This window comes from Exiguobacterium sp. s168, from assembly GCF_018619035.1.
In the GTDB taxonomy this organism is placed as follows: Bacteria; Bacillota; Bacilli; order Exiguobacteriales; family Exiguobacteriaceae; genus Exiguobacterium_A; species Exiguobacterium_A acetylicum.
The window spans coordinates 17,301-37,644 of sequence record NZ_JACSNE010000018.1 but is presented as its reverse complement, the minus strand read 5'-3'; the positions used below and the strand labels follow the sequence as shown (position 1 = coordinate 37,644).

Here is a 20,344-nt window from a genome sequence, read left to right as displayed (position 1 = left end):
CCCTTTTATAATGAAATTAATCAACACGTTGTTCAATAATTATTTCATAAAAGGAGGGAGAATACGATGGATTTACGACTGAATGGTGTATCGAAATCGTTTCATCAACAGAACGTCCTCCAACAGATTGATCTTTTGATTCCGTCCGGCGAGATTTGTGGCTTGCTCGGTCCGTCAGGTTCCGGAAAGACGACGTTGATTCGTTTGATGATCGGTGCGATTCAAGCGGATTCAGGAACGATTCAAATCGGTGACACTTCAATGCCAAACTTCAAGATGTTATCGCAGATTGGTTTCATGCCACAAAACGATGCTTTGTATGAGGATTTATCGGGGCTTGCGAACCTGCAATTTTTCGGTTCCCTATACAACATGTCCCGTCAGGATTTAGCAAAACGCATCGAGGAGGTCTTGACACTCGTCGATTTAACGAATGATCAAAAAAAGCTCGTTCGCCATTATTCCGGTGGGATGAAGAAACGATTGTCCCTCGCCATCTCAATCTTGCATCGTCCGACCGTCTTATTCCTGGATGAGCCGACCGTCGGGATTGATCCCGTGTTACGCCGCCAGATTTGGAATCAATTCCAAGCGATTCGTGCGCAAGGTACGACGATTGTCGTCTCGACCCACGTCATGGATGAAATCAATGAATGCGACCGGGCAGCATTGATCTATAACGGTCGGATCATCGCCTACGATCCGCTCGATCGTCTGCTCGCACAGACTGAAAACGGTCAAGTCGAGGAACTATTCCTGCTCGCTGGAAAGGACGTGACGTGATGTGGCAACTCGCACGACGGGTCATCCGTCAAACGTTGAACGATAAACGAAGCGTCGGACTGATTTTGCTTGCTCCATTATTAATCTTCACCTTGATCTATTTCCTACTTGGAAACGATGATTACACGCCTGTCGTCGCCATCAGTCAAGATGTACCGGCTCCGGTCTCACAAGCAATCGAAAAACAGGATCTGTCGATTAAAACGTATAACGGCAGCGATGCTGACGCCTATCTCAAGAATCATGAAACGGTCGACGTCGTCTTAGATATGAAAGACAATCAGCTAGCGTTGAACCTCCGCGAACCATCGACGAAAAGTTCGAAAGCACTACGCGAGATTCAAGCTGGACTTGCGTCACTGCAACCGACGATGCAACTCGAGACGAACTATCTGTACGGAGATGTTGATCAATCGACCTTTGATGCGCTTGGCTTCGTCTTTTTATCGCTGTTCTCATTCTTCTTCGTCTTTATCTTGTCAGCAATGGCACTTGTCAAGGAACGCAGTGGCGGCACGCTCGAGCGGTTGATGATGACACCGATTCGCCAAACCGACGTCATCTTCGGCTATACGCTCGGTTATAGCGTCTTCGCCTCGATCCAAGCGATTCTTGTCGTCCTGTACGCGACGACCGTTCTCGACTTACCGTCTGAAGGTTCGATCATCTGGGTCTTCCTGACGATGCTTGGACTTGCCGTCGTCGCGGTCTTGTTCGGGGCAACGATTTCGATTTTTGCCCAGTCTGAGCTGCAGGTCGTCCAGTTGATTCCCTTTACGATCATTCCACAGATCTTCTTCTCGGGTTTGATTCCGCTCGATCTAATCCCGTACGGACTCGGTAACATCGGATATATTACCCCGATTTTCTACGGAGCGAGTGCGATCAAAGAGGTGCTCGTCTACGGCAACGGGTGGTCAAGCATCTGGCCGTACTGGCTCGGACTATTCCTTTATGGAGCAGCCTTGTTCCTGTTGAACATGCTCGCTCTTAATAAGTATCGCGGACATCAAAAAAGACACGGCTGATTACACGAGCCGTGTCTGATTTTGCTCAAGCTGTTCAAGAAAAACAGTCCGTCGAGAGGGATCGAGTGTCTGTTCTGCCACGTCGGCATACCGAACGAGCTGATACATCTCATACGGAACCGTGACCTCTAAACGTGTTAACCACTCCGTCAGCGTCTCATGTGTCCGTCGCTGTTGCGCTGGAGCAAGTGACCGATTGAACGCGCGCAATGCTTCACGAATTTTTGAATCAAGAATACTGTCTTCTGATGAGGACTGGACTTCAGGCGTTAGCGGAAGCGATAGAGCGGTTCGTTTCGGTTGATGACTTGATGGGAATGACCACTGCATACGGTTGAATCGTTGTCGACGATACAGGTAGATGATGACTAGAGCGACCATCCAAGGAGTCATACGTGCGATTTGATTGATCGCATCTGTCAAGAAACCTTTCCCAAGCTCAATCGGTTTTTTCTTTTTAGGTTCCTTCCGATATCTTTCGTGCCCAATTTTTGAAGAATCCGGTTGTTTGATGATTTGTTCTTCTTTCACATAGATGACTTTTTTAGTCGGTAAGATCTTGCTCGGAATATGTACCCAGTTTCCTGTCGATTGATCAATCGGTGGATCGATCAATGCTTGATACGATAGTTTTACACCCATGATGCCTAAAAATAGGGCTAGGCACGTCAAAAAAGTCATTCCAATGATTCGATGTCTCATTTCATCCTGCACCTCCAAACCGAATTGAAATCCGTGACACAAGACCTTTTCCCATATGTTACCATGAAAGGAGGCGATTCAGATGAGTTACGAAAAAGTATTTCAAATGCCAATGTTGCAGCTGTATCAGGTATACCGTCAAAAAGTCGAGCGTAAGCAACGGACACAAGAGGAACTCGATGACGTGCTGTTCTGGTTGACCGGACACACGAATCCAACTCTTGAACAAGCCATACAAACCCAAAACGTCGCAGCCTTTTTCGAGCACGCACCCGCCCTGAATGAACGTCGTTTTTTAGTCACTGGCATCATCTGCGGGATTCGTGTGGAAAATCTAACGGATCCGCACATTCGTAACATCCGGATTCTCGACAAACTCGTCGATGAGTTGGCGAAAGGAAAAGCGTTAGCTAAAATCTTACGATAAGGAGGAATGCTGATGTCTGCTTTACTCAGTACACTGGCGATCCTCGTCATGGTGACCAGTGTGACCTATTTCATCGTCTATCAAGTCAAACGAAATAAAGGAACCCATTGTTCACCCGTCTATCGACTTGTCTTTAGTGGTCTGTTGGTCGGTTTGATGGTCAGTTATTTTTTGCTGACGTGATTAGTGATTTTTAGTTTTTAATTTAAACAATAAAATCATTAATACAGTATTTGAAATAATGAAGGAGGTATACGATTGAAGATTCGAAAATGGATCCTTCCACTTGTATTACTCATCTGTCTTTCTTCACCGAATGCCGCAACAACATATGTGAAATGGACGGTCGCTCCGACGGGTCACTATCTCGAACGTCTTCAAGCGGCTGACATTCCTTATAAAGTCCGCCAACACACGCTTTACATTCAAGAAAAGGATCTGCGCCGCGTCACGTCGTGTTGTACATGACAACGATAGAAAACCCCCTCATTTCAGCGAAATGAGGGGGTTTTCTGATCAATCACGAATTAGCGAATCGTTTTTAATGCCGTTGCCCACGGAATGACTTGATCGAGCATCTGGTTGACCGATGTTTCTTGAACGGCTGCCGCTTTTAAGACCGATCCATTCTCGAAATCAGTGAACAAGGATAACGCTGGATGCACCCGGACATCGGCAATCAATAACTCACCGAGGATGCCACGCAAGTGTTCTGCCGCCCGAGCTCCACCGACAGAACCGTAAGAGACGATCCCTGCTGCTTTATTGTTCCATTCGACCCGTAGATAATCGAGCGCGTTCTTGAGTGACGCTGCGATTGAGTGGTTGTATTCCTGAACGATGAAGACGAATCCGTCTTGTGCTGCGACATCCTTCGACCAAGCAGCAGCACCCGACGCATCCCCATCCTTTTCACCTAGGAGCGGTAATTTGTAGTCGGCGATATCAAGAATCGTATAGTTCGCGTCACCTCGTTGATCAGCCAGTTGTTTGACCCAGTTCCCGACTTGTGGGCTGAGACGTCCTTCACGTGTGGATCCTAAGATGATGCCAATGTTTAATTTCTCCATCTTCATTTCCTCCTCTTATTTAGATGCGATTAGCTACGTTATCGTAACGTTCTCTTAAAGGTATTCTTTTTCGATTTTCCGAGTGCTCCGGACCGTATCGATCGGACGGACCATTTGTTCGATCTGTTCTCGTTGCGGCTCGAGGAATGGTGGTAATGACAATTTCTCCCCGACCGTTTCGTATGGCTCATCACCCATGAAACCAGGACCATCCGTTGCCCACTCGAACAAGACACCGCGCGCGACACGGGCATAAAGGGACTCGAAGAAGAAGCGATCGACGTAACCGGATGTGTTGAAGCGAAGCTGTTGCATCCGCTCGATCCATTCCTGTAAGGCAGCCGTATCTTCAACGCGGAAAGCGACGTGGTGGACCGTTCCGAATCCTTGACGTCCACTCGGCAGGACGACGTTATGCTCGACGATGACTTGGGCACCGTTTCCGCCCTCGCCCATCTCGAACAAGTGCAGGGAACCAGCTTGATCGACTTCGCGCATCAACATCGCTTGTTCGAGTACCGCTTTTAAATTGTCGAATTCCGCGATCCGGATGTGAATTGGACCGAGACCCGTGATCGCGAACTCGAGGGGTACCGGACCGTTTTGCCACGGTGTGCCGGAAGCGACACCTTGATTATGCTCGTCAGAGATCAACATGTATTGTTGCTCATCGAAATCGACGAACGAGAGTGTCTGCTTACCGAATTGTTCTTTGATACCACGGTGCTTGACGTCGTATTTGTCAAAGCGTTTGATCCAGTATTCGAGTGCCGCATCCGTTGGAACACGGAACGCCGTCTTGAAAATTTCATTCGTTCCGTGTGACCCTTTTTGAATACCTGGGAAATCAAAGAACGTCATATCCGTGCCGGCAGATCCTTTATCATCGGCGAAGAATAAGTGATACGTCTGGATGTCATCCTGATTGACGGTCTTCTTGACCAATCGCATTCCTAGGACGTTCGTAAAGAAGTCATAGTTTTTCTCGGCACTGCTCGTAATCGCCGTCACGTGGTGGATTCCTTTTAGTTCATTCATGAAAAATCGCTCCTTTAATGGTTATTATCTCGAATTCGAGATATCAGCCTAAAAATTTTTTATTGTTTTTTTGCTTGATAACCGATTGTTTTGGCTGTCTCGATAAAAGCTTCAAGATCAGACGGGTCTATCCCTTGAAATACTTGATTAATCGCTTGCTCGTGCTCCGGAAAAATCGTTTCCATCAGTTGTTGCCCTTCAGAGGTCAGTTCCGCAAATGTCACGCGCCGATCCTCTGGACATGCTTTTCGGACAACGTAATTCTTCTTTTCAAGCTTATCGATGACATAGGTGATGCTACTGCTCGTAATCAAGACTTTTTTCCCAATCAATTGAATCGGTTGCCTGCCCCTGTGAAACAGCAACTCAAGAACCGAAAAATCCGTTGGGTTCAATCCCCATTGCGCAACATCCTTCTTGATGACTTCATGTAACGCGTCGACTGCGCGCACCATGACCGTCAATGCTTTCAAGTTCGGATTCGGTCGCGTCATTTCCTTCACCTCTTTTGTATCTTTAATTCATATATCTTTAATTCGAGATAAATATACCATCTCAATTTTTGTTCGTCAACTGTTTTGATTCACTTTTAATCACGATGATGAACACAATGGATGTTCGAAGCGTTCATCATCATTTAAAACAAAGCACGTGCCCTTCTCCTAATAGATAGTGATCTGTCTCAGATTGAATATAGACCGTATCGTCAGGTAATCCAATCGCATTATCCATTTGAGGCAGATGTTCCTGAAAACGGGCTGCCCGTTTTTTCTGGTTCAAGTGCGGACAAAGGCAACCGTTCAGCCAGCCTTGCCCCAAATCCAGGCAATAGCCCGTTCCGCCCTCACTCGTTCGGATCCCGTATGTTATCGCATAGATTGCTCTAGCGCTGACACCGACGTACCATGCTATGATTCGGTATACGGTCAAAGTTCCCCCTTGCTCATCGAGCTTTTCACGTCCTCGATCTCCCCCGTCAGTTGTTCGATCCGTACACGTGTCGCTTCCGTCATACCGTATATCCCGTGAACGGCACTGGCGTCGACAGCCGAATCCAGGTCGACGGTTTGCCGTAGACCGATGCATCATCGAGAAAACGTTCCAGTGTTGCAACGGACGCGGTTTGCAACTTGACCATGAAGTTATAGCTACCGGTCAGGCGGTGACACTCGACGACTTCTGGATGTCCTTTACAAAATTCAATCAAGCCTGCGCAGCGTGTCTCTTCGAACATGACGATCGCGAGTAATCCTTGCGCGAGTGCTTCTGGATTAATGACAGCGCGGAACCCTTCGATGATTCCCGCGTCCTCCATTTTTCGGACCCGTTCGATGACGGCAGGTGCCGATAATCCGATCTGACGTCCGAGTTCCGACCATGGAATCCGGGCATCGTCTTGCAGAATCCGGACAATCTGTTGATCAATTTGGTCCATTTTTCATCTTCCCTTCGAATTAAAAACCACTTTCTTCAAATTAACATGGAATCAAAGGGAAATATAGCCTTTTTCTATGTTCTCCTACTGTGCTCATCAAAATGCTTTTCTTATACTAGTAACAGGAGGTGATACTTATGGAACCAACCTGTGTCCGGTGCCAAGAAACGATTGAAACGACGGTCTATCAGTGCTCGCACGCTTGTACATTTTGCGAACCGTGTACGAATACGCTCGATCATATTTGCCAAAACTGCGGGGAGATGCTCGAACCAGTCGCGACATAAAAAAGACGGATGGCTCGGCACCCGTCTTTTGTCTATTTAGATCGTCTCTTGTGATTGCCGCTCGGCTAAGCGCCCTTTTGCTTGTTCTTGATGCGGCTTGATCGCCGACTCCCCGAGCGCTTTCGCTAGACCTCGGGTTGGAAGATTGACATACATCGACTCATAATTGCTGACTTCGAACGTCTCATGGAAGATCCCGACCGCGTCTGATGTCCGTGCCTTCTGATTGAATCGTTTCCACGCCGTCAAATGACGGGAACCATGGGCATATGCCATCAATTCTTCCGTCGAACGCCAATACTGAATCAACGTCACGGAACGCCAACCCACAAGTGACTCATGCGAAATCAGACCGACATCGTTTTCATAACACTCTTGTAGCATCGGTCCCATCGCTTGGACCGTCGGTAACCACTGCCGGACAGAACGTAGGCGATTGATCTGTAAACCGATGATGAACACGACGACGTCTTTGTTCGGAGTCGCAATGATCCGTTTCATGTCAATTTCCTCCTTCAAGGGTCTCAAGGGAAGCGTCGCACCAGTCGAGTAACGCCCGTGTCTTCCGAATGCCATAATCAAGCGTCAATAACCAATAGACGGCATCATTCGAGTCAGGATAAGAACGAATCATCGCATCGATCGCTTGATACGTCTCAAGCCGTTCTTCGAGCAATCGAGCGTGCTCCTGAATTTTCTGCAACGTGACCTCTTTTGAAGCATGTCGAGCGAAGTACAGCTTCAACAACAGGTCGTTCCGTTGCACGGGCAATTCGACGGACGGTTCAGCGACCCACCGCTCGAGCTCCGCATGCCCGTTTTTCGTCAGGGCGAATTGTTTCCGTTCCCCATCCGCGACCTCTTCAACGATCAATCCTTCCGCCTCTAACCGTTTCAGCGTCGGATAGACTTGTCCGAAGCTGATTTTCCAAAAGTGATTCAAGCTCGTGTCGATCGTATGTTTCATCTCATAACCAGACGTACATCCACTTGCAAGAAGTCCGAGAATCGCATAACGGGTCATGTTTTCCTTAGGCATCGGTCCCTCCTATATCTAAAAGATACTATCTTTTAGATATAGTTCCCGTTCATTCAAATGCCAAACAAGAAATTCACTAAATGAAGCAGGAATTCTCGTTTTAAATCCGAATTCTTGTTCACATACTTAATTAAAAGGAGTTCTCACATGACATACGCTAAAGCTTCTATCTTCTTTAGTTTGCTCGGTCTGTTCATCGCCTATATGATTTTCCCACCGCTCAACTGGTCGTTCGGACCGAACTCGATGCTTACGATTCCGATCGGACTTGTCATTTATCTGTTCGGAATCGGTCTCGGGATCGTCGCCTTCAGACGACGGGAGCCCGGGATTCTTAAATATGTCAGTCTCGCCTGTGCCATTCCGCTCGGCGTGCTGCTACTACTCTTTCTCGGTTTCATCTTCAGCGGTCAAATTTAATCGTCTTTCTATAGATGTTCATGAGACGCTTTTTTGAGGGCATCGAATGTCAACCTGTGAATCGCTGGACTCGACATGGCATCTAACCATTCGTTCGCCGCTCGCCCAGTATATTTTTCAAGAACTAACGCCAATACAAGTCCATGTGTCGCGACAACCACTTGTTGATTCGGATGCATGTCATGGAGCTTTTCGATGGCTGCTACAGCACGATCAAGTGCCATGCGATTCGACTCTCCACCAACTTCAGAGTAATCGGCGTCTAAAAATGACTGTCTCAATACTTTCTCGAGTCTCTCAGTCGTTAATCGTTCATCGATTAGTTGAAAAAGTCGCTCTTGAAATGGAACCGTTATGACCTGCATGTTCCTCTGATTCGCAAGTGGGCGAACGGAATCCATCGCCCGTTGCATCGGACTCGAATAAATGGCGTCAATCGGCAGCGCTTGAAAGAACGCTACGAGTTCTTGCGCTTGTTCCTGACCTGCATCTGTTAATCCCCGCCCTCGCGATCACTGCCTGTTTTGATCAATTCGCAATGGCGAACGAAATAGATCGTCCTCATCGCAACTGGACCCACGTTCCTTCAGAAATTACATCTACGTTCGAACCGATGACACGGATCGCTGTCGCGTCGTCGATCGCGTACGCTGGATTCGTCAGTCTCTTTGCCCACTCTTTTGCTGCTTGCATGTGATTATCTGGTAACTGCGGATGATCGAGGTGTGGGAAAATTGAAAAGTCAACGAGACCTAATGTTGCGTCCGATTGCTCCGGCGTCTTTTTCCATCCAACGAAATCTGTTCCGATTCGTGGCGTAAGCACCATGCTGCCGGCACTCATCCCGACATAAACACCGGTCAGTTGCGGTAATAGTCGATCGAAGCCCGATTCGACGAACCAGTGATGTAGAAAGAGTGGATCCCCACCATTGACGAGGATGACATCCGCTTGTTCGACCGCTGGTTGCCAAATTGCTGGATCAATTACCGAGACCGCTGATAATTCCAACAGACCGACTGACTTCCATCCTAAATCAACCATCGGTGCCTCATCTTTTCCTTGAATGAAGTTGACAGCGAGGTCCGTTCCTCTGCCTAACGCATAGGAAGCTGTCGTGATCGCGATGGCATGGCATTCCTCAATCGGTTTTCTGAGCATCTCGCGTAACGCTTTGTAAATCGATGGATTTTGTATCCCACCGGACGTTAATAAATAGTCCATCATCATACCTCCAGTCATTTGCTTCAGTTTACAATATTTGTTTCTTTCTGGTATCCTTACTTTTATTCCCACTAGAATAGGAGGAATCATATGTCTTTCGATTTAATGACGTTACCTGAAACGACGTTACACTATCGTCTGATTCTCGGAACTTCCGATCAACCGACGTTTATCTTTGAAAATGGATATGGACAAGATCTTTCAACCTGGCAACCAATCATGGATCAAGTTGAAGGACTTGGAACGATCTTGATGTATGACCGTACGAACATCGGTGGTAGTATGCAGCATGATTCCGAGACTAGTCGCCAGAGCGTGAATCGCCTTCGCCGTTTGATCCATACCTTATCTCTCAAACCACCCTTTATTCTTGTGGGTCATTCCTATGGCGGCACGTTAGTTCGACAATTTGCATCGCAATATCCAAGTGAAATAAAAGGTCTATTGCTCATCGATGCAACACAAGAGTCCTATATTCAACGCTTCTTACCAGTGATGCCAAACACGTTCCAATCCATATACAAAAAACAATTCACGCTCGAATGTACATACGAAGATTTTAAAGAGAGTATTGAAGCGACGAACGTTGATATCCTCTACCCATTTCCAGTCATTGTTCTGTCTGCTGGTAAAAAGGATCATTATTCGCGTGAGGCGCAACTATTGTGGCACGAATTGCAACGACAAACTGCTGCACAGTCGATTCAAGGATCATTCATCGAAGTTGTCAACAGCCGGCACTTCATTCAACAGGATGCCCCCCATATTGTTGTCGATGCGTTACATCGTTTGATTTCAGGTGATTCTTAAGCTCTTTTCAAAGGAACTATTTCCCATTTCCAAACGTATACTTAATATAAGCTTGATTCGACACACTGATTGGAGGCACATATGTATTCGATTCCTAGCTACTTCATACTCTACTTAAAAATCATGCTGACGGATAAGATTCCGGTCTTTTGGTCGTTGATCTTCCCATTGATTCTCGCGTTCGTCTTCGGGTCACGACTCGATTTCACAGAGAGCAGTTTCCTATCATTTCTTGCACTCTTTTGGGGCTATATCTTACTTTCGATTTATGTCAACGGCATTGGTCTCCAACTTGCCCGGATGCGGGAACATGGTTTGATGAAGACGTATATCATGATTTCCGGTAGTAAGATTGGTTGTATTCTCGCACTCGTTCTCGTTCAGCTCGTATTTGCAGCCGTTAGTTTAACGGTCTTTACGACGATTCTGATGCTTGTGTTCGGCTTCTTCTCACCTTTAACGTTGTTACTCGCTTATCTCGTCTTGGTGCTCAGCATCCCGCTTGCCTTCGCGAGCATCGCTTTGACAATGCTGCCGGCAAAGATTTCGAGTATGTCGACATTGCTCAACATCGTCATGTATCCCCTGTTCTTGTTCGCGAGTAGTCAACCGGATCGTTGGTACAGCTACTTGAATCCTTTTTATGTCATGAAAACACTTGGTCTCGCTGTCTCTGAGCACGTTACGGGAGCATCGTTCCTTATCTTGACCGTCGTACTCGTCGTTTATCTGTTACTTGGTCTATTCTCTGTCAAACGTTTTAATCTCATGTCATTACTGACCCGATAGGAGGATTCAGATGCACGTTCAACACGTACGCTTCAACTATCCGAAATCACCTGATCTGTTACACGATGTCTCCTTTTCGCTTGTTCCCGGGAAACTGAACGTCTTGATCGGGATGAACGGTGCCGGGAAAACGACACTGTTTGATTGCATGACCGGTGCCTTACCGATCACGTCCGGAGAACTGGACTTACCCGATATCTCGGACATTCTCTATTTGACGCAATTCATCTATTACTCGGATGAATTAAAGGGCAAGGATGTCGCCGTCTTCGTCGGTCGGCTCGCTCGTTTGAAAGCATATCGCAAACAAGAGACCTATACGCGTCATCTGAAACAGCCGCGAGAGCTCGATTTATTCGCTCATCTGTGGGAAATGAAAATTGGTAAGATGTCCGCTGGCGAAAAGAAATGGTTGTTCGTCACCCTGTTGACGACAGTACCACGTTCGCTCTACATCTTTGACGAGCCGACGAGCGGGGTCGACCCGGCAACACGGCTTCATATCATGCGACGCTTCGAGCAGATGACCGCAAACGGTCAAACGTGCCTCTTCTCGACCCATCAATTACACGATCTATTGCATACCGATGCCCATGTCATCTTTCTCCATCAAGGTCGTATTTTGTACGAAGGCGACTTCAAGGATTGGTTGAACCGATTCGAGACGACCGATCCGGACGTCGCGTTCGTTCAGATGCTTGAACTGGCAGGATAACGTTAACCACCTCTCTTTTGGAGGTGGTTTTTTTGTAATATTTGAAATATAGGTTTTCGAAAAACATGTACAGGATATACACATTATAAGAAAGGAGGTCGTCCGATGAACTTCATTTCCGGTCAAGCTTTTATCACGATGATGGATTCACTTTTCAACGAAGAGGAATGGAATCGACACGTCTTATACGTCACTGCGAATTCAGCAGCTATCCACTTGCAAAAACGATCTACCACCATTCTCTCGCAGCCTATGGAATGTCAGATTTCGTTTCTCGTGCATTTACCAACGCTAGAAAAACGACTGATCGTCAAAACGAATCAACAGGAGACGCGTCAATTTTTCTTTGATTCAATGGCTTCCATCGATTGTATGTGCACTAGTTTAATGCCATGGACGAATCCAGGGCGATTTAATGAGGAGGAAAACGTTCATGTCCATCAACACTCTTGAACAACGCATGAATGCCGTCCTCGATTGTTTGGCGGCCGCAAAGGACTACCAACGCATCGCCGGACGGCATGATGTGTCGTATCAACAATTATATAACTGGGTCCGGCGCTATGAGAGCGGCGGTATTCCTGCCCTGACGGATCGCCGTGGTCGGAAGTTACGAAGCGAACGACTTACTTCGACTCAGCATACGCCTTGAACCGATCAAGGATCGCCTGCCAACCCGCTTGTTGCATCTCAGGCGGGTTAATCGTTTCGGCATCAAACGATTCGACGACTTCGGTTTGTTCCCCGTTCCGAGAAAAGTCGATCGTCACCTGACGACCATCCTCAAGGACATACGCAATGCGCTCATAAGGTACGATTGCCTCATATGTACCCGTGAAATCAAAACCCATGCTACCGTCTTTTGCTTCCATTCGATTCGTGAATTGACCACCGACCGTCAAATCATTCGTTGACGCCGTCGTATGCCAATCGTCAGACGCTGCGTTCCAGCGTTTGATGTCTTCCGGTGCGTTCCAGATCTCCCACACGGTCTCGACCGGACGATCAATCACGGCTTGAATCGTTAGTTTCGTCATCTTTCTTCCTCCTTACTAATTTGAAGTTCCTTCCTTTTTTCGAGAATACCTAGACAAATTCCTTGTTTTTATCGATTAATTCAGAGGTGATTTTGGACGCTTTGTTTTCCATACCATGAACAATAAAATCGCTGGAACGAGACAGATGATTGCATCGGTAACGGTCGGCAGTCGTAACGCCGGATTGGTTAAAAACCGAACGCCTTCCACCGTCCAAATCGTTAACATACAGGCGGTCAACGCTGCAAGCCGCCAGCGTCTCGGAATCCGGATCCAGTAAGCGAGGAGTCGCTCCGATAACTTCATCTTCCTTCCACCTTTCGGACCGCTTTCAGAAAGCTTTTTTCCGTTTTATAGGAGGCGTCGCGCCACATGAAACGTTTTGTATGCTTGAACGTATTTTTTTCAAACTGATTTCCAGAACTCGTCTTGAAGTAATGGGCGACACTTAACGAACCATCGAATGTGTTTTTGATGATCGTGTTGTCATGGACATCATGCTGGACGAGCAATTGACCACCCTCGAGCCCTTTCGTATCATTGCCGATCAGCTGATTTTGCTCGATCCGGACACGTTTTGTACCGCCTCGCTTCGTGTCATACCCACCGATCGCAATTCCGGTGTAGACGTTTTGCCGTACATCATTCTGGCGGACGATGACATCTTCTGCGTATCGTCCGGCATGTTCACTCGTCACTTCAATCCCGATGTCACTCGCTTCGACGAGATTCTTCTCAATTGTTAGGTTTTTCCCACCATCGACATAGATACCGGCTGCATTGTATTCCTTCCCGTAAGCAGGATTGCCGTAGCTCGACGTCCGGTAAACACGATTTTCCGACACGACGCCCTCACGGACGAAGTCGTCTTTCTTCGACTGAGCAATTCCTTCGTGGCCGATCAAATCAATGCCGATGTTGTCGTTATCCCGTAAAACGTTCTTCGTCACCCGGAAATGTTTGACGTTTCCGTTTAAGACGAGGGCTTCACTGAAACCGAGACGATTCTGCTCGACTCGGTTGCCGGTGATCGTCAGGTGACGAATCGCTCCCGTTCCGTAGACGGCGATGCCGTGTGCATTCCCATCTTTCGCGAGCGTCTTAATCTGGCGAACCGTATTGTTCTTCAACGTGATGTTAGATCCTGATCCCGTGACCAAAATGCCGATCGGTGTCGCATCCGACCGTTTCGACTGAACGGCTTCGATCGTCAGTCCTTGGATTGTCACATATTTTCGATTTTTCACCTGAACGATCGGTAAAGTGGCATCCCGATCTTTGATGTTTTTCCCGCTCAACGTGACCTGCTCGTCTTGATAGTTTCGGAAGGTGATCGGGTGTTCTTTCGTTCCACTTTGTCTGACATTTAGTGCCTCGTGATATGTTCCTTTTCGCAAGTAGACTGTCGTACCCGCAGTCGCTTTTAGTGTCGCCTGTCGGATCGTTTTAAACGGATGCTTCAACGTGCCGGTATTTTTATCACTGCCGTTCGGTGCGACGTATAACGATTTTGCCGTCGATTCGGCCTCTTCCCCCGTCGAGGCACAACCGACGAGCAGGACGGTTGCTAATAACCATTTGCCTTTCATGATTTCCTCCTTTATTTAGCAAGAACATTGTTGGTATAATCTAGGTATCATTTCTAATTTTTTGAATATTTTATTTTTTCTCGATTCACTATGACTTTGGAAAAGAGGAACACGTCATGAAATACGCGCTCTTATTCACTCTACCCTTCTTGTTTGCTGGTTGCACAACGGAAGCAACCGTCCTTCCTAAAGAGACCGTCAAGATCAAGAAGTCGTACTTTTCGATCACACCTTCTACCGCGAAAGACGAGTCGCAGCAATAGCGGACATTTTTCTTAACTGGTACACTCGATCGCCCGCTCGAGCTCAAAGCGGTCCAATTTGACGATACAGAACCACCAGAGGTGCTGATGTGCTGATCGACAAATCGATTCCTGCCGGTACATATGATCGCACACCGTTCCAGTTGACGTATGATTTGAACCTGCTCAAGGATTCGCATGCCTTCACCTATTCGCTTGATGCGAAGAATGGTATTACTGAGACGAAAACGGTCTATACCTTACCTCAAAATGTCCAGACTGACAGCGGTCAATTCAATGATCAGAAACAGACGAATGCTTTGTTCTACCCCTTACTCCTCAAACGCTATACGACAGGAGAATCGATCATCGGTCGCTCGATTGACACGTTATCCTCTCCTCACCTAAAGGTCAGAAAACAAGAAGGCGCAATTTTGATCTATTTGATGAAATCACGATAAGGAGAACGGCGGACCGAGAAAAAGTCCGCCGTTTTTTTAGTCCGCTATGACATGCGACATGTCAGCTTCTAATCGAATCACGGCTTCCCCATCCCTGTATTCGACGATCGTCAAACTCGTTCCATGAATGAACGGCGGATCCCATAATGTCGCGAACGGCTTACGTTGAAGATATGTCAGCAAGATGTTAAGGAAGATGCCGTGGGTGACGATTAAGATGTTTTCGTCTTCTTCATGGTCTGCCAGTCGTTCCAAAAACGATAGGATGCGCTCGCGGACCGCGTCAAAGGATTCTCCACTCTCCGGTATGTAGGTATGCGGCGTTTGCCAAAATGCAGCATGAGCAAGCGGATGCGCGACTTCAATTTCCGCCGCCGTCCGTCCTTCCCAGGTTCCCATGTGCATTTCACGCAATCGATCGTCGATGGTGACCGGAATCGCTGGATCGAGATCCATCATTCGAACTGTTTCTCGGACGCGACCAATCGGACTGATATAGAGATGATCCAGATGAATTTCACGTAAGCGGTGACCAAGGTCCCGCGCATTCTGTCTGCCCTTTGCTGTCAGAGGAGAGTCTTCCCAGCCTTGCATTCGTTTTTCTAAGTTCCATTCCGTCTCGCCATGACGCGTAATGTAAAGTGTTGGCATCTATTCCATCCTTTCGATTTCTAGTTTCTTTCAAAAGTGTATCAAACTCTGGCTGCTTTTTCCTGCAACTAGAGAAAACGAATCCAGAAGAGAAATTCACCAATCCGTTCGGTATGATGAAGATGGACCTAAAGGAGGAATTCGATGAATCGCCAAGAGATGATTGACCTTGCCAAACAAATCCGCTCAGATGAGGAACGTCCTCAAGTCACACCTCCTCCCGAGCAGGCACGCCAGTTCAACGCGATGTACATCGCTCGTGCGGAAGACGCGTATCATCACCTCGCTTCGCCACTCTATGCGGCTCAACTCGATGCGTTACCACAAACGCTCGTCCTGACGGCGGAGCTCGACTCGCTGGCGCAGGAAGCGCGGCAGTATGCGAATCGTTCTTCAGGAGACAGGTGTCGCTGTTGAACACCAGGAATTTGCCGGACAACCCCATGCCTTTACGCATCACGGTGACGCAAACGTAGCGCTTCAGGCTTGGCAACGGATTGCTGATTTTCTTAGACATGTCTATCAGTCCGCTAAACGTTCATAACGTTGCATCACAAATTCATGAAAAGCAACAGTCCCTCACTCCGTCGAGTAAGGGACTGTTCGTATTATCGTCATTCTTTTTTGTCGTCTTCTTTCCACCACAGCGCATCTTCTGGATTTTTTGCGACTTCATGTACTTCCTGTTCCGAAGCAACCGTCGGATGTGATCCTTTGAGCGCCTTACCTGCTGTGTTCTCAAAGAAAAAGAAGAAAGTGATGAAGCCAATGACGCTGACGGCTGTCAGGTAATAGGCTGGAGCGAGTGGATCTTCTGTCGTGTGCACAAGCCAGGTCGAGACGAGTGGGGTCGTCCCACCAAAGATCGACACTGCGATATTAAAGGTAACGGAAAGCGTCCGGTACCGCACATCTGAATAAAAAATACTTGGCAACAGACTTGGCATTGTTCCCTCGAAAATTGACAAAAAGAAACCAATAATGAAGATCCCGATGCCGACGAATAACAACCAGTCTTGCCCGATCAGGAAGAATGAGAGGATCGATGTTAAGGCTAACCCCGTCAATCCAAGCAGTACCAATCGTCGATTGCCGCGTCGATCGCTCAAGCGACCAAACGAGAAAGCGAGCGGAATCATAATAATCATGACACCTGTGATTAACATCGTACTCGTTGCACTCGGTAGACCGATGATTTCATCCAGATAAGACGGCATATAGGATACATATAGTTCGTGATGTTATAGAAAGCAACGGCGATGAAGCAGACGATGATGTCTTTCCGGTGTTCTTGGATGATCGTCCGAAACGTCGCTTGTTCCTGTTCACTCTCATCGATCTCATTCTCGAAAATCGGAGACTCATCCAAGTGTCGCCGAAGATAAAGACCAAATAATCCGAGTGGTGCACCTAAGATGAAGGGAATACGCCATCCCCAAGATGACATTTGATCGTCTGATAGAGAGACGAACAGGATCGTCGCTAACACGGAAGCAAGAATATACCCAGCTAATGTTCCAATTTCAAGACCACTACCGTACGCGCTCCGGTGTTTATCAGGTGAAGACTCGGCAATATAGACCATCGCACCAGCATATTCACCACCAGTCGAAAAGCCTTGCAAGATCCTTGCCAACAGTAAAAGAATCGGTGCCCAGACACCGATTTGATCGTAGGTCGGCAGCAGACCAATCAACAAGGTCGAAAATGCCATCATGACGATCGTCGTCGTCAAGACGACTTTTCGTCCTAAACGATCGCCCATTCGTCCAAAGATCAATCCGCCGAGTGGTCGCATCAAAAAGGCGATCGCAAACGTCGCAAACGTAAAGACGAGCTTCAGTTCATCATTTTCTACACCACTAAAGAAATTTTGACTGATAATGACGGCGAGGTAGGAGTACAACCCAAAATCAAACCACTCCATCGCATTGCCGATTCCGGTCGCATAGACACTCTTTTTCGTTTGCGCCGGATCAACGACATTGACATGTTCCCTTCTGAATCGCATGAAGTTCTCACTTCCTTTTCTATGAATGCGTTACGATTAACAACTCACCTCACCTTTTTGATCATCGATCGTTTCATTATTTTCAACATATGATTGCATGGATAAGATTCCCACTAAACAGGACCGATAAACGCGCCATAACCTCAACCACATACAATTTCTCACCGGGTCACAGGAAATAAAAAAAGACCCACCGAGGCGGATCTAAAAGTCATCGGATAGTTCCGAAATCGGACTGTCTGGAGATGCCGTTATGAGCCGAAGTAGGACTTGTTCTGGTCGATCACTGACGATCCACATCACGTCCGTTCCGTTTTGGTAGGCAAGATTGAGCTGTTTCCCTTGCTTTTGAATATGTACTTTCAACCCGTTGATAGTGCGCGTTCGTTCTCCGAATCGAGCTGGAATACGCTCACTTTTCAGTCGTGTCTCAATCACCGTGTAATGACGATTCGTGACAATTTTCGTCGTCATTTTTTTCTTGTTTCCTTCCCACGCTAGACTCCCTTCGATCGACTCGCCTTTCGTGGATTGATCCCGAATGAGATCCATCGAACTGCTTAACATCCAGTTCGACTTTTTTTCGTAGATCATCAGCGAATCATATTGCCCATCGATGACGCTTGCTAGCAGTAAATTATAGTCATCGAATCGCGCGTCCACTCGGAAATCGTCTTGCTTTAACGTATAGGTGGACTTGTCACTCAAGTCATATTTAAACTGATGCTCGGCCGTCTCTACAGCAGTCGGATAGGAGCCACTGTCGAACAAACTCGTACCATCAACGTGAATCTTTTCCTTCACCTCGTTCTTTTCCGGTGCGCATCCGCTGATACAGAGGAGTCCTACTAGTAGAAGCGGTATCGTTTTTTTATAACTGATTCGTTTCATCACATACGCTCCTTCTTGTTTCATTTACATATTTGTAGACCCGGGTCGTCTTGCCATCCTTTTTCGATCACACGTCGCTGAAAAATCGAATGACGCGCGGTACCGACTTGAAAAGGTGGCGTCGGTCGAATGATCCGATCCATAAAGTCATCTGCTCCATATGGAAGGTAAAGTTCAAAGTCTGGTCGTCTCGTCACGCCGATTGCTGTGACGGTCTCAGGAAACTGTGAAATCGCATCCTTTGCGGACTGATAAGGTGGTAATCCATTGACGAGATGCATTCGCGTTTGATTTTTAACAGACCACGGTAAATCTATCCATTCACATAATTGCCGCTCATGTTTTTTTCCGTCGTTTCAGAAATATCCGATGGGTCAAAATAGACGATATCGATGTCCGACTGTGCGTTTTGATCAATGCCCCAAATCTTCGAACGAAGGACACCGGCACAAATCCACCAATCCGGTAAATCGAGTCGTTCCACGATCGTCAGCATGAGCTGCACTTCTGAGTCCTCTCGTAATCGTCGTTCGATATCCACTAAATTCATGCATTTCTCCTCCGAATCTACTTCCTAAATGATGACTCTTTCTTCAGTTTATCTCAATTCATCGATTAGGAAATCATTTCCTTCTTTTTATTGAGAACGATTAAACAAACAGCTCGTTCTCAACGTATCTATCCATACGTTCGAACGAGCTGTTCTTAAATGCGGATCAACACGATACCTCCAAGCATGACAAGCAGACTGACGATTTGAACACCCGTGACCGGTTGTTTCTTTGCACCGAACCAGCCGAAACGATCAATCAACAGACTGCCAGTCAGTAAACCAATCGTGACGATCACGACAGCGAGACCTGTACCGACGAGCGGAACGATGAAGGCATTGCCGGCAACGAATAATGCACCAATCAATCCACCGATCCAAATCCAGGCGGGGAATGGTTGCGAGCGATCAATTTGCCACTTCGTTCGTAAAATCAGATTCAGCAACAACAAAGCGATCGTTCCGATGACGAACGAAATCAAGGCACCTTTCACAGCTGAACCGAGAACACTTCCAAGATGACCATTGATAGCCGTTTGAGCAGCACCCAACGTACCAGTCAGAATCCCGAACACACGCCAGAGAAACAACGATTTTTCTGTTGATGCCATCTGTTGCTTGTGGCGCCGTGCTAAATAGTCACCGAGCGCGACCGTTCCGACGACACCGAGTAACACAAGCGTTGCACCGATGATCCGCGTTAACGAAAGTGTCGTGACGTTCGCTTCAAACAATCCGAAATGATCAATCAACAGTCCCATGATGACCTGACCAAAAATCGGCATGATGACCGTTTGGACGCCTCCGAGTCGCGGAAACAACAAGATGTTCCCGGTCAAATAGATGACACCGAGTACCCCTCCAGCCCAGATCCAGTACGGTTCATCGGCAGCAGCTGTGAGACCTGTGAGGTTCCCGTCGACCAGCAACACAAGAATCAATAAGAATAATGAGCCAATCGAAAAGGAAATCAGCGAAGCGAGGAATGGCGAACCGACGACGCCCCGCAATCGCGTATTGACACTCGTTTGAACCGGTACGAGCAAACCGATGATAAATCCAATGATGATTGCAAGCATACGAGGACCTCCTTATTCATGTGCCCTTTCATCATACGGCAGTCTCGCACGCTGAAGCGACCGGAA

31 protein-coding genes and 3 pseudogenes are annotated in these 20,344 nt (G+C 47.3%); 16 read left to right on the top strand and 18 right to left on the bottom strand.

What is annotated here, in order from left to right; translation table 11 throughout:
- Positions 1 to 66 precede the first annotated feature (66 nt).
- Both KNQ15_RS11110 and KNQ15_RS11105 read left to right on the top strand, forming a co-directional pair.
- Positions 67 to 783, top strand: coding sequence for an ABC transporter ATP-binding protein (locus tag KNQ15_RS11110; protein ID WP_214729442.1), 717 nt, complete (start codon positions 67 to 69; stop codon positions 781 to 783).
- Entirely contained in the window at positions 783 to 1,811 is a 1,029-nt protein-coding gene (locus KNQ15_RS11105) for an ABC transporter permease (protein ID WP_214729440.1), read from the top strand. The genes KNQ15_RS11110 and KNQ15_RS11105 overlap by 1 nt, the downstream gene beginning before the upstream one ends.
- Here KNQ15_RS11105 and KNQ15_RS11100 read toward each other — a convergent pair whose 3' ends face one another.
- Complete coding sequence (locus tag KNQ15_RS11100) at positions 1,812 to 2,513, bottom strand: hypothetical protein (RefSeq protein ID WP_214729438.1); 702 nt, start codon at positions 2,511 to 2,513, stop codon at positions 1,812 to 1,814.
- Positions 2,514 to 2,595: 82 nt separating this feature from the next.
- Between KNQ15_RS11100 and KNQ15_RS11095 the strand changes: the two genes are divergently transcribed.
- The 3 genes from KNQ15_RS11095 to KNQ15_RS11085 all read left to right on the top strand — a co-directional run bounded on the left by KNQ15_RS11095 (position 2,596) and on the right by KNQ15_RS11085 (position 3,408).
- Positions 2,596 to 2,940: a DUF2200 family protein gene (locus tag KNQ15_RS11095; RefSeq protein WP_214729436.1), complete on the top strand. Its 345-nt coding sequence runs from the start codon at positions 2,596 to 2,598 to the stop codon at positions 2,938 to 2,940.
- A 12-nt stretch (positions 2,941 to 2,952) separates the two neighbouring features.
- Positions 2,953 to 3,123 (top strand): hypothetical protein, encoded by a 171-nt coding sequence (locus tag KNQ15_RS11090; protein ID WP_214729434.1) that lies wholly within the window; start codon positions 2,953 to 2,955, stop codon positions 3,121 to 3,123.
- A 75-nt stretch (positions 3,124 to 3,198) separates the two neighbouring features.
- A complete protein-coding gene (locus tag KNQ15_RS11085) occupies positions 3,199 to 3,408 on the top strand; it encodes a hypothetical protein (RefSeq protein ID WP_214729432.1) in 210 nt (69 codons plus the stop codon).
- A 59-nt stretch (positions 3,409 to 3,467) separates the two neighbouring features.
- Here KNQ15_RS11085 and KNQ15_RS11080 read toward each other — a convergent pair whose 3' ends face one another.
- From KNQ15_RS11080 to KNQ15_RS11060, 5 genes are all read right to left on the bottom strand, one after another.
- Positions 3,468 to 4,010, bottom strand: coding sequence for an NADPH-dependent FMN reductase (locus KNQ15_RS11080; RefSeq protein WP_050678013.1), 543 nt, complete (start codon positions 4,008 to 4,010; stop codon positions 3,468 to 3,470).
- Positions 4,011 to 4,064: 54 nt separating this feature from the next.
- Positions 4,065 to 5,048 carry a ring-cleaving dioxygenase gene (locus KNQ15_RS11075; protein ID WP_214729430.1) on the bottom strand — a complete coding sequence of 328 codons (984 nt, stop codon included), beginning with the start codon at positions 5,046 to 5,048 and terminating at the stop codon, positions 4,065 to 4,067.
- Between the two features lie 59 nt (positions 5,049 to 5,107).
- Positions 5,108 to 5,542 carry a MarR family winged helix-turn-helix transcriptional regulator gene (locus tag KNQ15_RS11070; protein WP_214729428.1) on the bottom strand — a complete coding sequence of 145 codons (435 nt, stop codon included), beginning with the start codon at positions 5,540 to 5,542 and terminating at the stop codon, positions 5,108 to 5,110.
- A gap of 139 nt (positions 5,543 to 5,681) precedes the next feature.
- The gene (locus tag KNQ15_RS11065; RefSeq protein ID WP_214729426.1) at positions 5,682 to 6,137 is read right to left on the bottom strand and encodes a type 1 glutamine amidotransferase family protein; all 456 of its coding nucleotides are present in this window, start codon (positions 6,135 to 6,137) and stop codon (positions 5,682 to 5,684) included.
- Complete coding sequence (locus tag KNQ15_RS11060; protein WP_050678021.1) at positions 6,058 to 6,483, bottom strand: Lrp/AsnC family transcriptional regulator; 426 nt, start codon at positions 6,481 to 6,483, stop codon at positions 6,058 to 6,060. The genes KNQ15_RS11065 and KNQ15_RS11060 overlap by 80 nt, the downstream gene beginning before the upstream one ends.
- 137 nt (positions 6,484 to 6,620) lie before the next feature.
- On the opposite strand from KNQ15_RS11060, the gene KNQ15_RS11055 reads away from it, so the two are divergent.
- Positions 6,621 to 6,770, top strand: coding sequence for a DUF1272 domain-containing protein (locus KNQ15_RS11055; RefSeq protein WP_214729424.1), 150 nt, complete (start codon positions 6,621 to 6,623; stop codon positions 6,768 to 6,770).
- A gap of 36 nt (positions 6,771 to 6,806) precedes the next feature.
- Here KNQ15_RS11055 and KNQ15_RS11050 read toward each other — a convergent pair whose 3' ends face one another.
- Complete coding sequence (locus tag KNQ15_RS11050; protein WP_214729422.1) at positions 6,807 to 7,271, bottom strand: DUF4188 domain-containing protein; 465 nt, start codon at positions 7,269 to 7,271, stop codon at positions 6,807 to 6,809.
- A 1-nt stretch (position 7,272) separates the two neighbouring features.
- Positions 7,273 to 7,809, bottom strand: a complete 537-nt coding sequence (locus tag KNQ15_RS11045; RefSeq protein WP_214729420.1) for a PadR family transcriptional regulator — start codon at positions 7,807 to 7,809, stop codon at positions 7,273 to 7,275.
- Positions 7,810 to 7,956: 147 nt separating this feature from the next.
- On the opposite strand from KNQ15_RS11045, the gene KNQ15_RS11040 reads away from it, so the two are divergent.
- Positions 7,957 to 8,229: a hypothetical protein gene (locus KNQ15_RS11040; RefSeq protein WP_214729418.1), complete on the top strand. Its 273-nt coding sequence runs from the start codon at positions 7,957 to 7,959 to the stop codon at positions 8,227 to 8,229.
- An 8-nt stretch (positions 8,230 to 8,237) separates the two neighbouring features.
- On the opposite strand, the pseudogene KNQ15_RS11035 reads toward KNQ15_RS11040, so the two are convergent.
- Together KNQ15_RS11035 and KNQ15_RS11030 are read right to left on the bottom strand one after the other, a co-directional pair.
- Positions 8,238 to 8,714: pseudogene (locus KNQ15_RS11035) on the bottom strand (histidine phosphatase family protein); the annotation flags it as partial.
- A gap of 76 nt (positions 8,715 to 8,790) precedes the next feature.
- Positions 8,791 to 9,453, bottom strand: a complete 663-nt coding sequence (locus KNQ15_RS11030; protein WP_214729416.1) for a Type 1 glutamine amidotransferase-like domain-containing protein — start codon at positions 9,451 to 9,453, stop codon at positions 8,791 to 8,793.
- A gap of 90 nt (positions 9,454 to 9,543) precedes the next feature.
- On the opposite strand from KNQ15_RS11030, the gene KNQ15_RS11025 reads away from it, so the two are divergent.
- From KNQ15_RS11025 to KNQ15_RS11005, 5 genes are all read left to right on the top strand, one after another.
- The gene (locus KNQ15_RS11025) at positions 9,544 to 10,263 is read left to right on the top strand and encodes an alpha/beta fold hydrolase (RefSeq protein ID WP_214729414.1); all 720 of its coding nucleotides are present in this window, start codon (positions 9,544 to 9,546) and stop codon (positions 10,261 to 10,263) included.
- Between the two features lie 81 nt (positions 10,264 to 10,344).
- Entirely contained in the window at positions 10,345 to 11,052 is a 708-nt protein-coding gene (locus KNQ15_RS11020) for a hypothetical protein (protein WP_214729412.1), read from the top strand.
- 10 nt (positions 11,053 to 11,062) lie between these two features.
- A complete protein-coding gene (locus tag KNQ15_RS11015; protein ID WP_023468433.1) occupies positions 11,063 to 11,767 on the top strand; it encodes an AAA family ATPase in 705 nt (234 codons plus the stop codon).
- Between the two features lie 105 nt (positions 11,768 to 11,872).
- Positions 11,873 to 12,220, top strand: a complete 348-nt coding sequence (locus KNQ15_RS11010; RefSeq protein WP_214729410.1) for a hypothetical protein — start codon at positions 11,873 to 11,875, stop codon at positions 12,218 to 12,220.
- Positions 12,201 to 12,419: a helix-turn-helix domain-containing protein gene (locus tag KNQ15_RS11005; RefSeq protein ID WP_047394678.1), complete on the top strand. Its 219-nt coding sequence runs from the start codon at positions 12,201 to 12,203 to the stop codon at positions 12,417 to 12,419. Before KNQ15_RS11010 ends, KNQ15_RS11005 begins: the two co-directional genes overlap by 20 nt.
- Here the strand turns inward: KNQ15_RS11005 and KNQ15_RS11000 are convergent.
- The 3 genes from KNQ15_RS11000 to KNQ15_RS10990 form a co-directional block, all read right to left on the bottom strand.
- Positions 12,394 to 12,804, bottom strand: coding sequence for an SRPBCC family protein (locus tag KNQ15_RS11000; RefSeq protein WP_133207369.1), 411 nt, complete (start codon positions 12,802 to 12,804; stop codon positions 12,394 to 12,396). The two genes, KNQ15_RS11005 and KNQ15_RS11000, sit on opposite strands and share 26 nt — an antisense overlap.
- 75 nt (positions 12,805 to 12,879) lie before the next feature.
- The gene (locus KNQ15_RS10995) at positions 12,880 to 13,110 is read right to left on the bottom strand and encodes a hypothetical protein (RefSeq protein ID WP_214729408.1); all 231 of its coding nucleotides are present in this window, start codon (positions 13,108 to 13,110) and stop codon (positions 12,880 to 12,882) included.
- Positions 13,107 to 14,393 carry a right-handed parallel beta-helix repeat-containing protein gene (locus KNQ15_RS10990; RefSeq protein ID WP_214729406.1) on the bottom strand — a complete coding sequence of 429 codons (1,287 nt, stop codon included), beginning with the start codon at positions 14,391 to 14,393 and terminating at the stop codon, positions 13,107 to 13,109. Before KNQ15_RS10990 ends, KNQ15_RS10995 begins: the two co-directional genes overlap by 4 nt.
- A 116-nt stretch (positions 14,394 to 14,509) precedes the next feature.
- Between KNQ15_RS10990 and KNQ15_RS10985 the strand changes: the two genes are divergently transcribed.
- Both KNQ15_RS10985 and KNQ15_RS10980 read left to right on the top strand, forming a co-directional pair.
- Positions 14,510 to 14,656, top strand: coding sequence for a hypothetical protein (locus KNQ15_RS10985; protein WP_214729404.1), 147 nt, complete (start codon positions 14,510 to 14,512; stop codon positions 14,654 to 14,656).
- A gap of 89 nt (positions 14,657 to 14,745) precedes the next feature.
- The gene (locus KNQ15_RS10980; protein ID WP_214729402.1) at positions 14,746 to 15,096 is read left to right on the top strand and encodes a hypothetical protein; all 351 of its coding nucleotides are present in this window, start codon (positions 14,746 to 14,748) and stop codon (positions 15,094 to 15,096) included.
- A gap of 36 nt (positions 15,097 to 15,132) precedes the next feature.
- Here KNQ15_RS10980 and KNQ15_RS10975 read toward each other — a convergent pair whose 3' ends face one another.
- Entirely contained in the window at positions 15,133 to 15,747 is a 615-nt protein-coding gene (locus tag KNQ15_RS10975) for a histidine phosphatase family protein (protein ID WP_023468438.1), read from the bottom strand.
- Between the two features lie 144 nt (positions 15,748 to 15,891).
- Here KNQ15_RS10975 and KNQ15_RS10970 point away from each other — a divergent pair, with 144 nt between their 5' ends.
- Positions 15,892 to 16,164: an alpha/beta hydrolase fold domain-containing protein gene (locus KNQ15_RS10970; protein WP_214729400.1), complete on the top strand. Its 273-nt coding sequence runs from the start codon at positions 15,892 to 15,894 to the stop codon at positions 16,162 to 16,164.
- Positions 16,127 to 16,291, top strand: coding sequence for an alpha/beta hydrolase family protein (locus KNQ15_RS10965; protein WP_214729398.1), 165 nt, complete (start codon positions 16,127 to 16,129; stop codon positions 16,289 to 16,291). The genes KNQ15_RS10970 and KNQ15_RS10965 overlap by 38 nt, the downstream gene beginning before the upstream one ends.
- A gap of 70 nt (positions 16,292 to 16,361) precedes the next feature.
- Here KNQ15_RS10965 and KNQ15_RS10960 read toward each other — a convergent pair.
- The 4 genes and pseudogenes from KNQ15_RS10960 to KNQ15_RS10945 all read right to left on the bottom strand — a co-directional run bounded on the left by KNQ15_RS10960 (position 16,362) and on the right by KNQ15_RS10945 (position 20,278).
- Positions 16,362 to 17,758 (bottom strand): annotated as a pseudogene (locus KNQ15_RS10960) (MFS transporter).
- 204 nt (positions 17,759 to 17,962) lie between these two features.
- A complete protein-coding gene (locus tag KNQ15_RS10955) occupies positions 17,963 to 18,649 on the bottom strand; it encodes a hypothetical protein (protein ID WP_214729396.1) in 687 nt (228 codons plus the stop codon).
- A 20-nt stretch (positions 18,650 to 18,669) separates the two neighbouring features.
- Positions 18,670 to 19,145: pseudogene (locus KNQ15_RS10950) on the bottom strand (nucleotidyltransferase family protein).
- Between the two features lie 209 nt (positions 19,146 to 19,354).
- Positions 19,355 to 20,278: a DMT family transporter gene (locus KNQ15_RS10945; RefSeq protein WP_214729394.1), complete on the bottom strand. Its 924-nt coding sequence runs from the start codon at positions 20,276 to 20,278 to the stop codon at positions 19,355 to 19,357.
- Positions 20,279 to 20,344: the final 66 nt, after the last annotated feature.

Excerpts from the sequence above, each read along its gene's own strand:
- KNQ15_RS11110 (WP_214729442.1), top strand. The coding sequence starts at position 67 with ATGGATTTACGACTGAATGGTGTATCGAAATCGTTTCATCAACAGAAC.
- KNQ15_RS11105 (WP_214729440.1), top strand. The coding sequence starts at position 783 with ATGTGGCAACTCGCACGACGGGTCATCCGTCAAACGTTGAACGATAAA.
- KNQ15_RS11100 (WP_214729438.1), bottom strand. The coding sequence starts at position 2,513 with ATGAGACATCGAATCATTGGAATGACTTTTTTGACGTGCCTAGCCCTA.
- KNQ15_RS11095 (WP_214729436.1), top strand. The coding sequence starts at position 2,596 with ATGAGTTACGAAAAAGTATTTCAAATGCCAATGTTGCAGCTGTATCAG.
- KNQ15_RS11090 (WP_214729434.1), top strand. The coding sequence starts at position 2,953 with ATGTCTGCTTTACTCAGTACACTGGCGATCCTCGTCATGGTGACCAGT.
- KNQ15_RS11080 (WP_050678013.1), bottom strand. The coding sequence starts at position 4,010 with ATGGAGAAATTAAACATTGGCATCATCTTAGGATCCACACGTGAAGGA.
- KNQ15_RS11075 (WP_214729430.1), bottom strand. The coding sequence starts at position 5,048 with ATGAATGAACTAAAAGGAATCCACCACGTGACGGCGATTACGAGCAGT.
- KNQ15_RS11070 (WP_214729428.1), bottom strand. The coding sequence starts at position 5,542 with ATGACGCGACCGAATCCGAACTTGAAAGCATTGACGGTCATGGTGCGC.
- KNQ15_RS11065 (WP_214729426.1), bottom strand. The coding sequence starts at position 6,137 with ATGATGCATCGGTCTACGGCAAACCGTCGACCTGGATTCGGCTGTCGA.
- KNQ15_RS11060 (WP_050678021.1), bottom strand. The coding sequence starts at position 6,483 with ATGGACCAAATTGATCAACAGATTGTCCGGATTCTGCAAGACGATGCC.
- KNQ15_RS11055 (WP_214729424.1), top strand. The coding sequence starts at position 6,621 with ATGGAACCAACCTGTGTCCGGTGCCAAGAAACGATTGAAACGACGGTC.
- KNQ15_RS11050 (WP_214729422.1), bottom strand. The coding sequence starts at position 7,271 with ATGAAACGGATCATTGCGACTCCGAACAAAGACGTCGTCGTGTTCATC.
- KNQ15_RS11045 (WP_214729420.1), bottom strand. The coding sequence starts at position 7,809 with ATGCCTAAGGAAAACATGACCCGTTATGCGATTCTCGGACTTCTTGCA.
- KNQ15_RS11040 (WP_214729418.1), top strand. The coding sequence starts at position 7,957 with ATGACATACGCTAAAGCTTCTATCTTCTTTAGTTTGCTCGGTCTGTTC.
- KNQ15_RS11030 (WP_214729416.1), bottom strand. The coding sequence starts at position 9,453 with ATGGACTATTTATTAACGTCCGGTGGGATACAAAATCCATCGATTTAC.
- KNQ15_RS11025 (WP_214729414.1), top strand. The coding sequence starts at position 9,544 with ATGTCTTTCGATTTAATGACGTTACCTGAAACGACGTTACACTATCGT.
- KNQ15_RS11020 (WP_214729412.1), top strand. The coding sequence starts at position 10,345 with ATGTATTCGATTCCTAGCTACTTCATACTCTACTTAAAAATCATGCTG.
- KNQ15_RS11015 (WP_023468433.1), top strand. The coding sequence starts at position 11,063 with ATGCACGTTCAACACGTACGCTTCAACTATCCGAAATCACCTGATCTG.
- KNQ15_RS11010 (WP_214729410.1), top strand. The coding sequence starts at position 11,873 with ATGAACTTCATTTCCGGTCAAGCTTTTATCACGATGATGGATTCACTT.
- KNQ15_RS11005 (WP_047394678.1), top strand. The coding sequence starts at position 12,201 with ATGTCCATCAACACTCTTGAACAACGCATGAATGCCGTCCTCGATTGT.
- KNQ15_RS11000 (WP_133207369.1), bottom strand. The coding sequence starts at position 12,804 with ATGACGAAACTAACGATTCAAGCCGTGATTGATCGTCCGGTCGAGACC.
- KNQ15_RS10995 (WP_214729408.1), bottom strand. The coding sequence starts at position 13,110 with ATGAAGTTATCGGAGCGACTCCTCGCTTACTGGATCCGGATTCCGAGA.
- KNQ15_RS10990 (WP_214729406.1), bottom strand. The coding sequence starts at position 14,393 with ATGAAAGGCAAATGGTTATTAGCAACCGTCCTGCTCGTCGGTTGTGCC.
- KNQ15_RS10985 (WP_214729404.1), top strand. The coding sequence starts at position 14,510 with ATGAAATACGCGCTCTTATTCACTCTACCCTTCTTGTTTGCTGGTTGC.
- KNQ15_RS10975 (WP_023468438.1), bottom strand. The coding sequence starts at position 15,747 with ATGCCAACACTTTACATTACGCGTCATGGCGAGACGGAATGGAACTTA.
- KNQ15_RS10970 (WP_214729400.1), top strand. The coding sequence starts at position 15,892 with ATGAATCGCCAAGAGATGATTGACCTTGCCAAACAAATCCGCTCAGAT.
- KNQ15_RS10965 (WP_214729398.1), top strand. The coding sequence starts at position 16,127 with ATGCGAATCGTTCTTCAGGAGACAGGTGTCGCTGTTGAACACCAGGAA.
- KNQ15_RS10955 (WP_214729396.1), bottom strand. The coding sequence starts at position 18,649 with ATGAAACGAATCAGTTATAAAAAAACGATACCGCTTCTACTAGTAGGA.
- KNQ15_RS10945 (WP_214729394.1), bottom strand. The coding sequence starts at position 20,278 with ATGCTTGCAATCATCATTGGATTTATCATCGGTTTGCTCGTACCGGTT.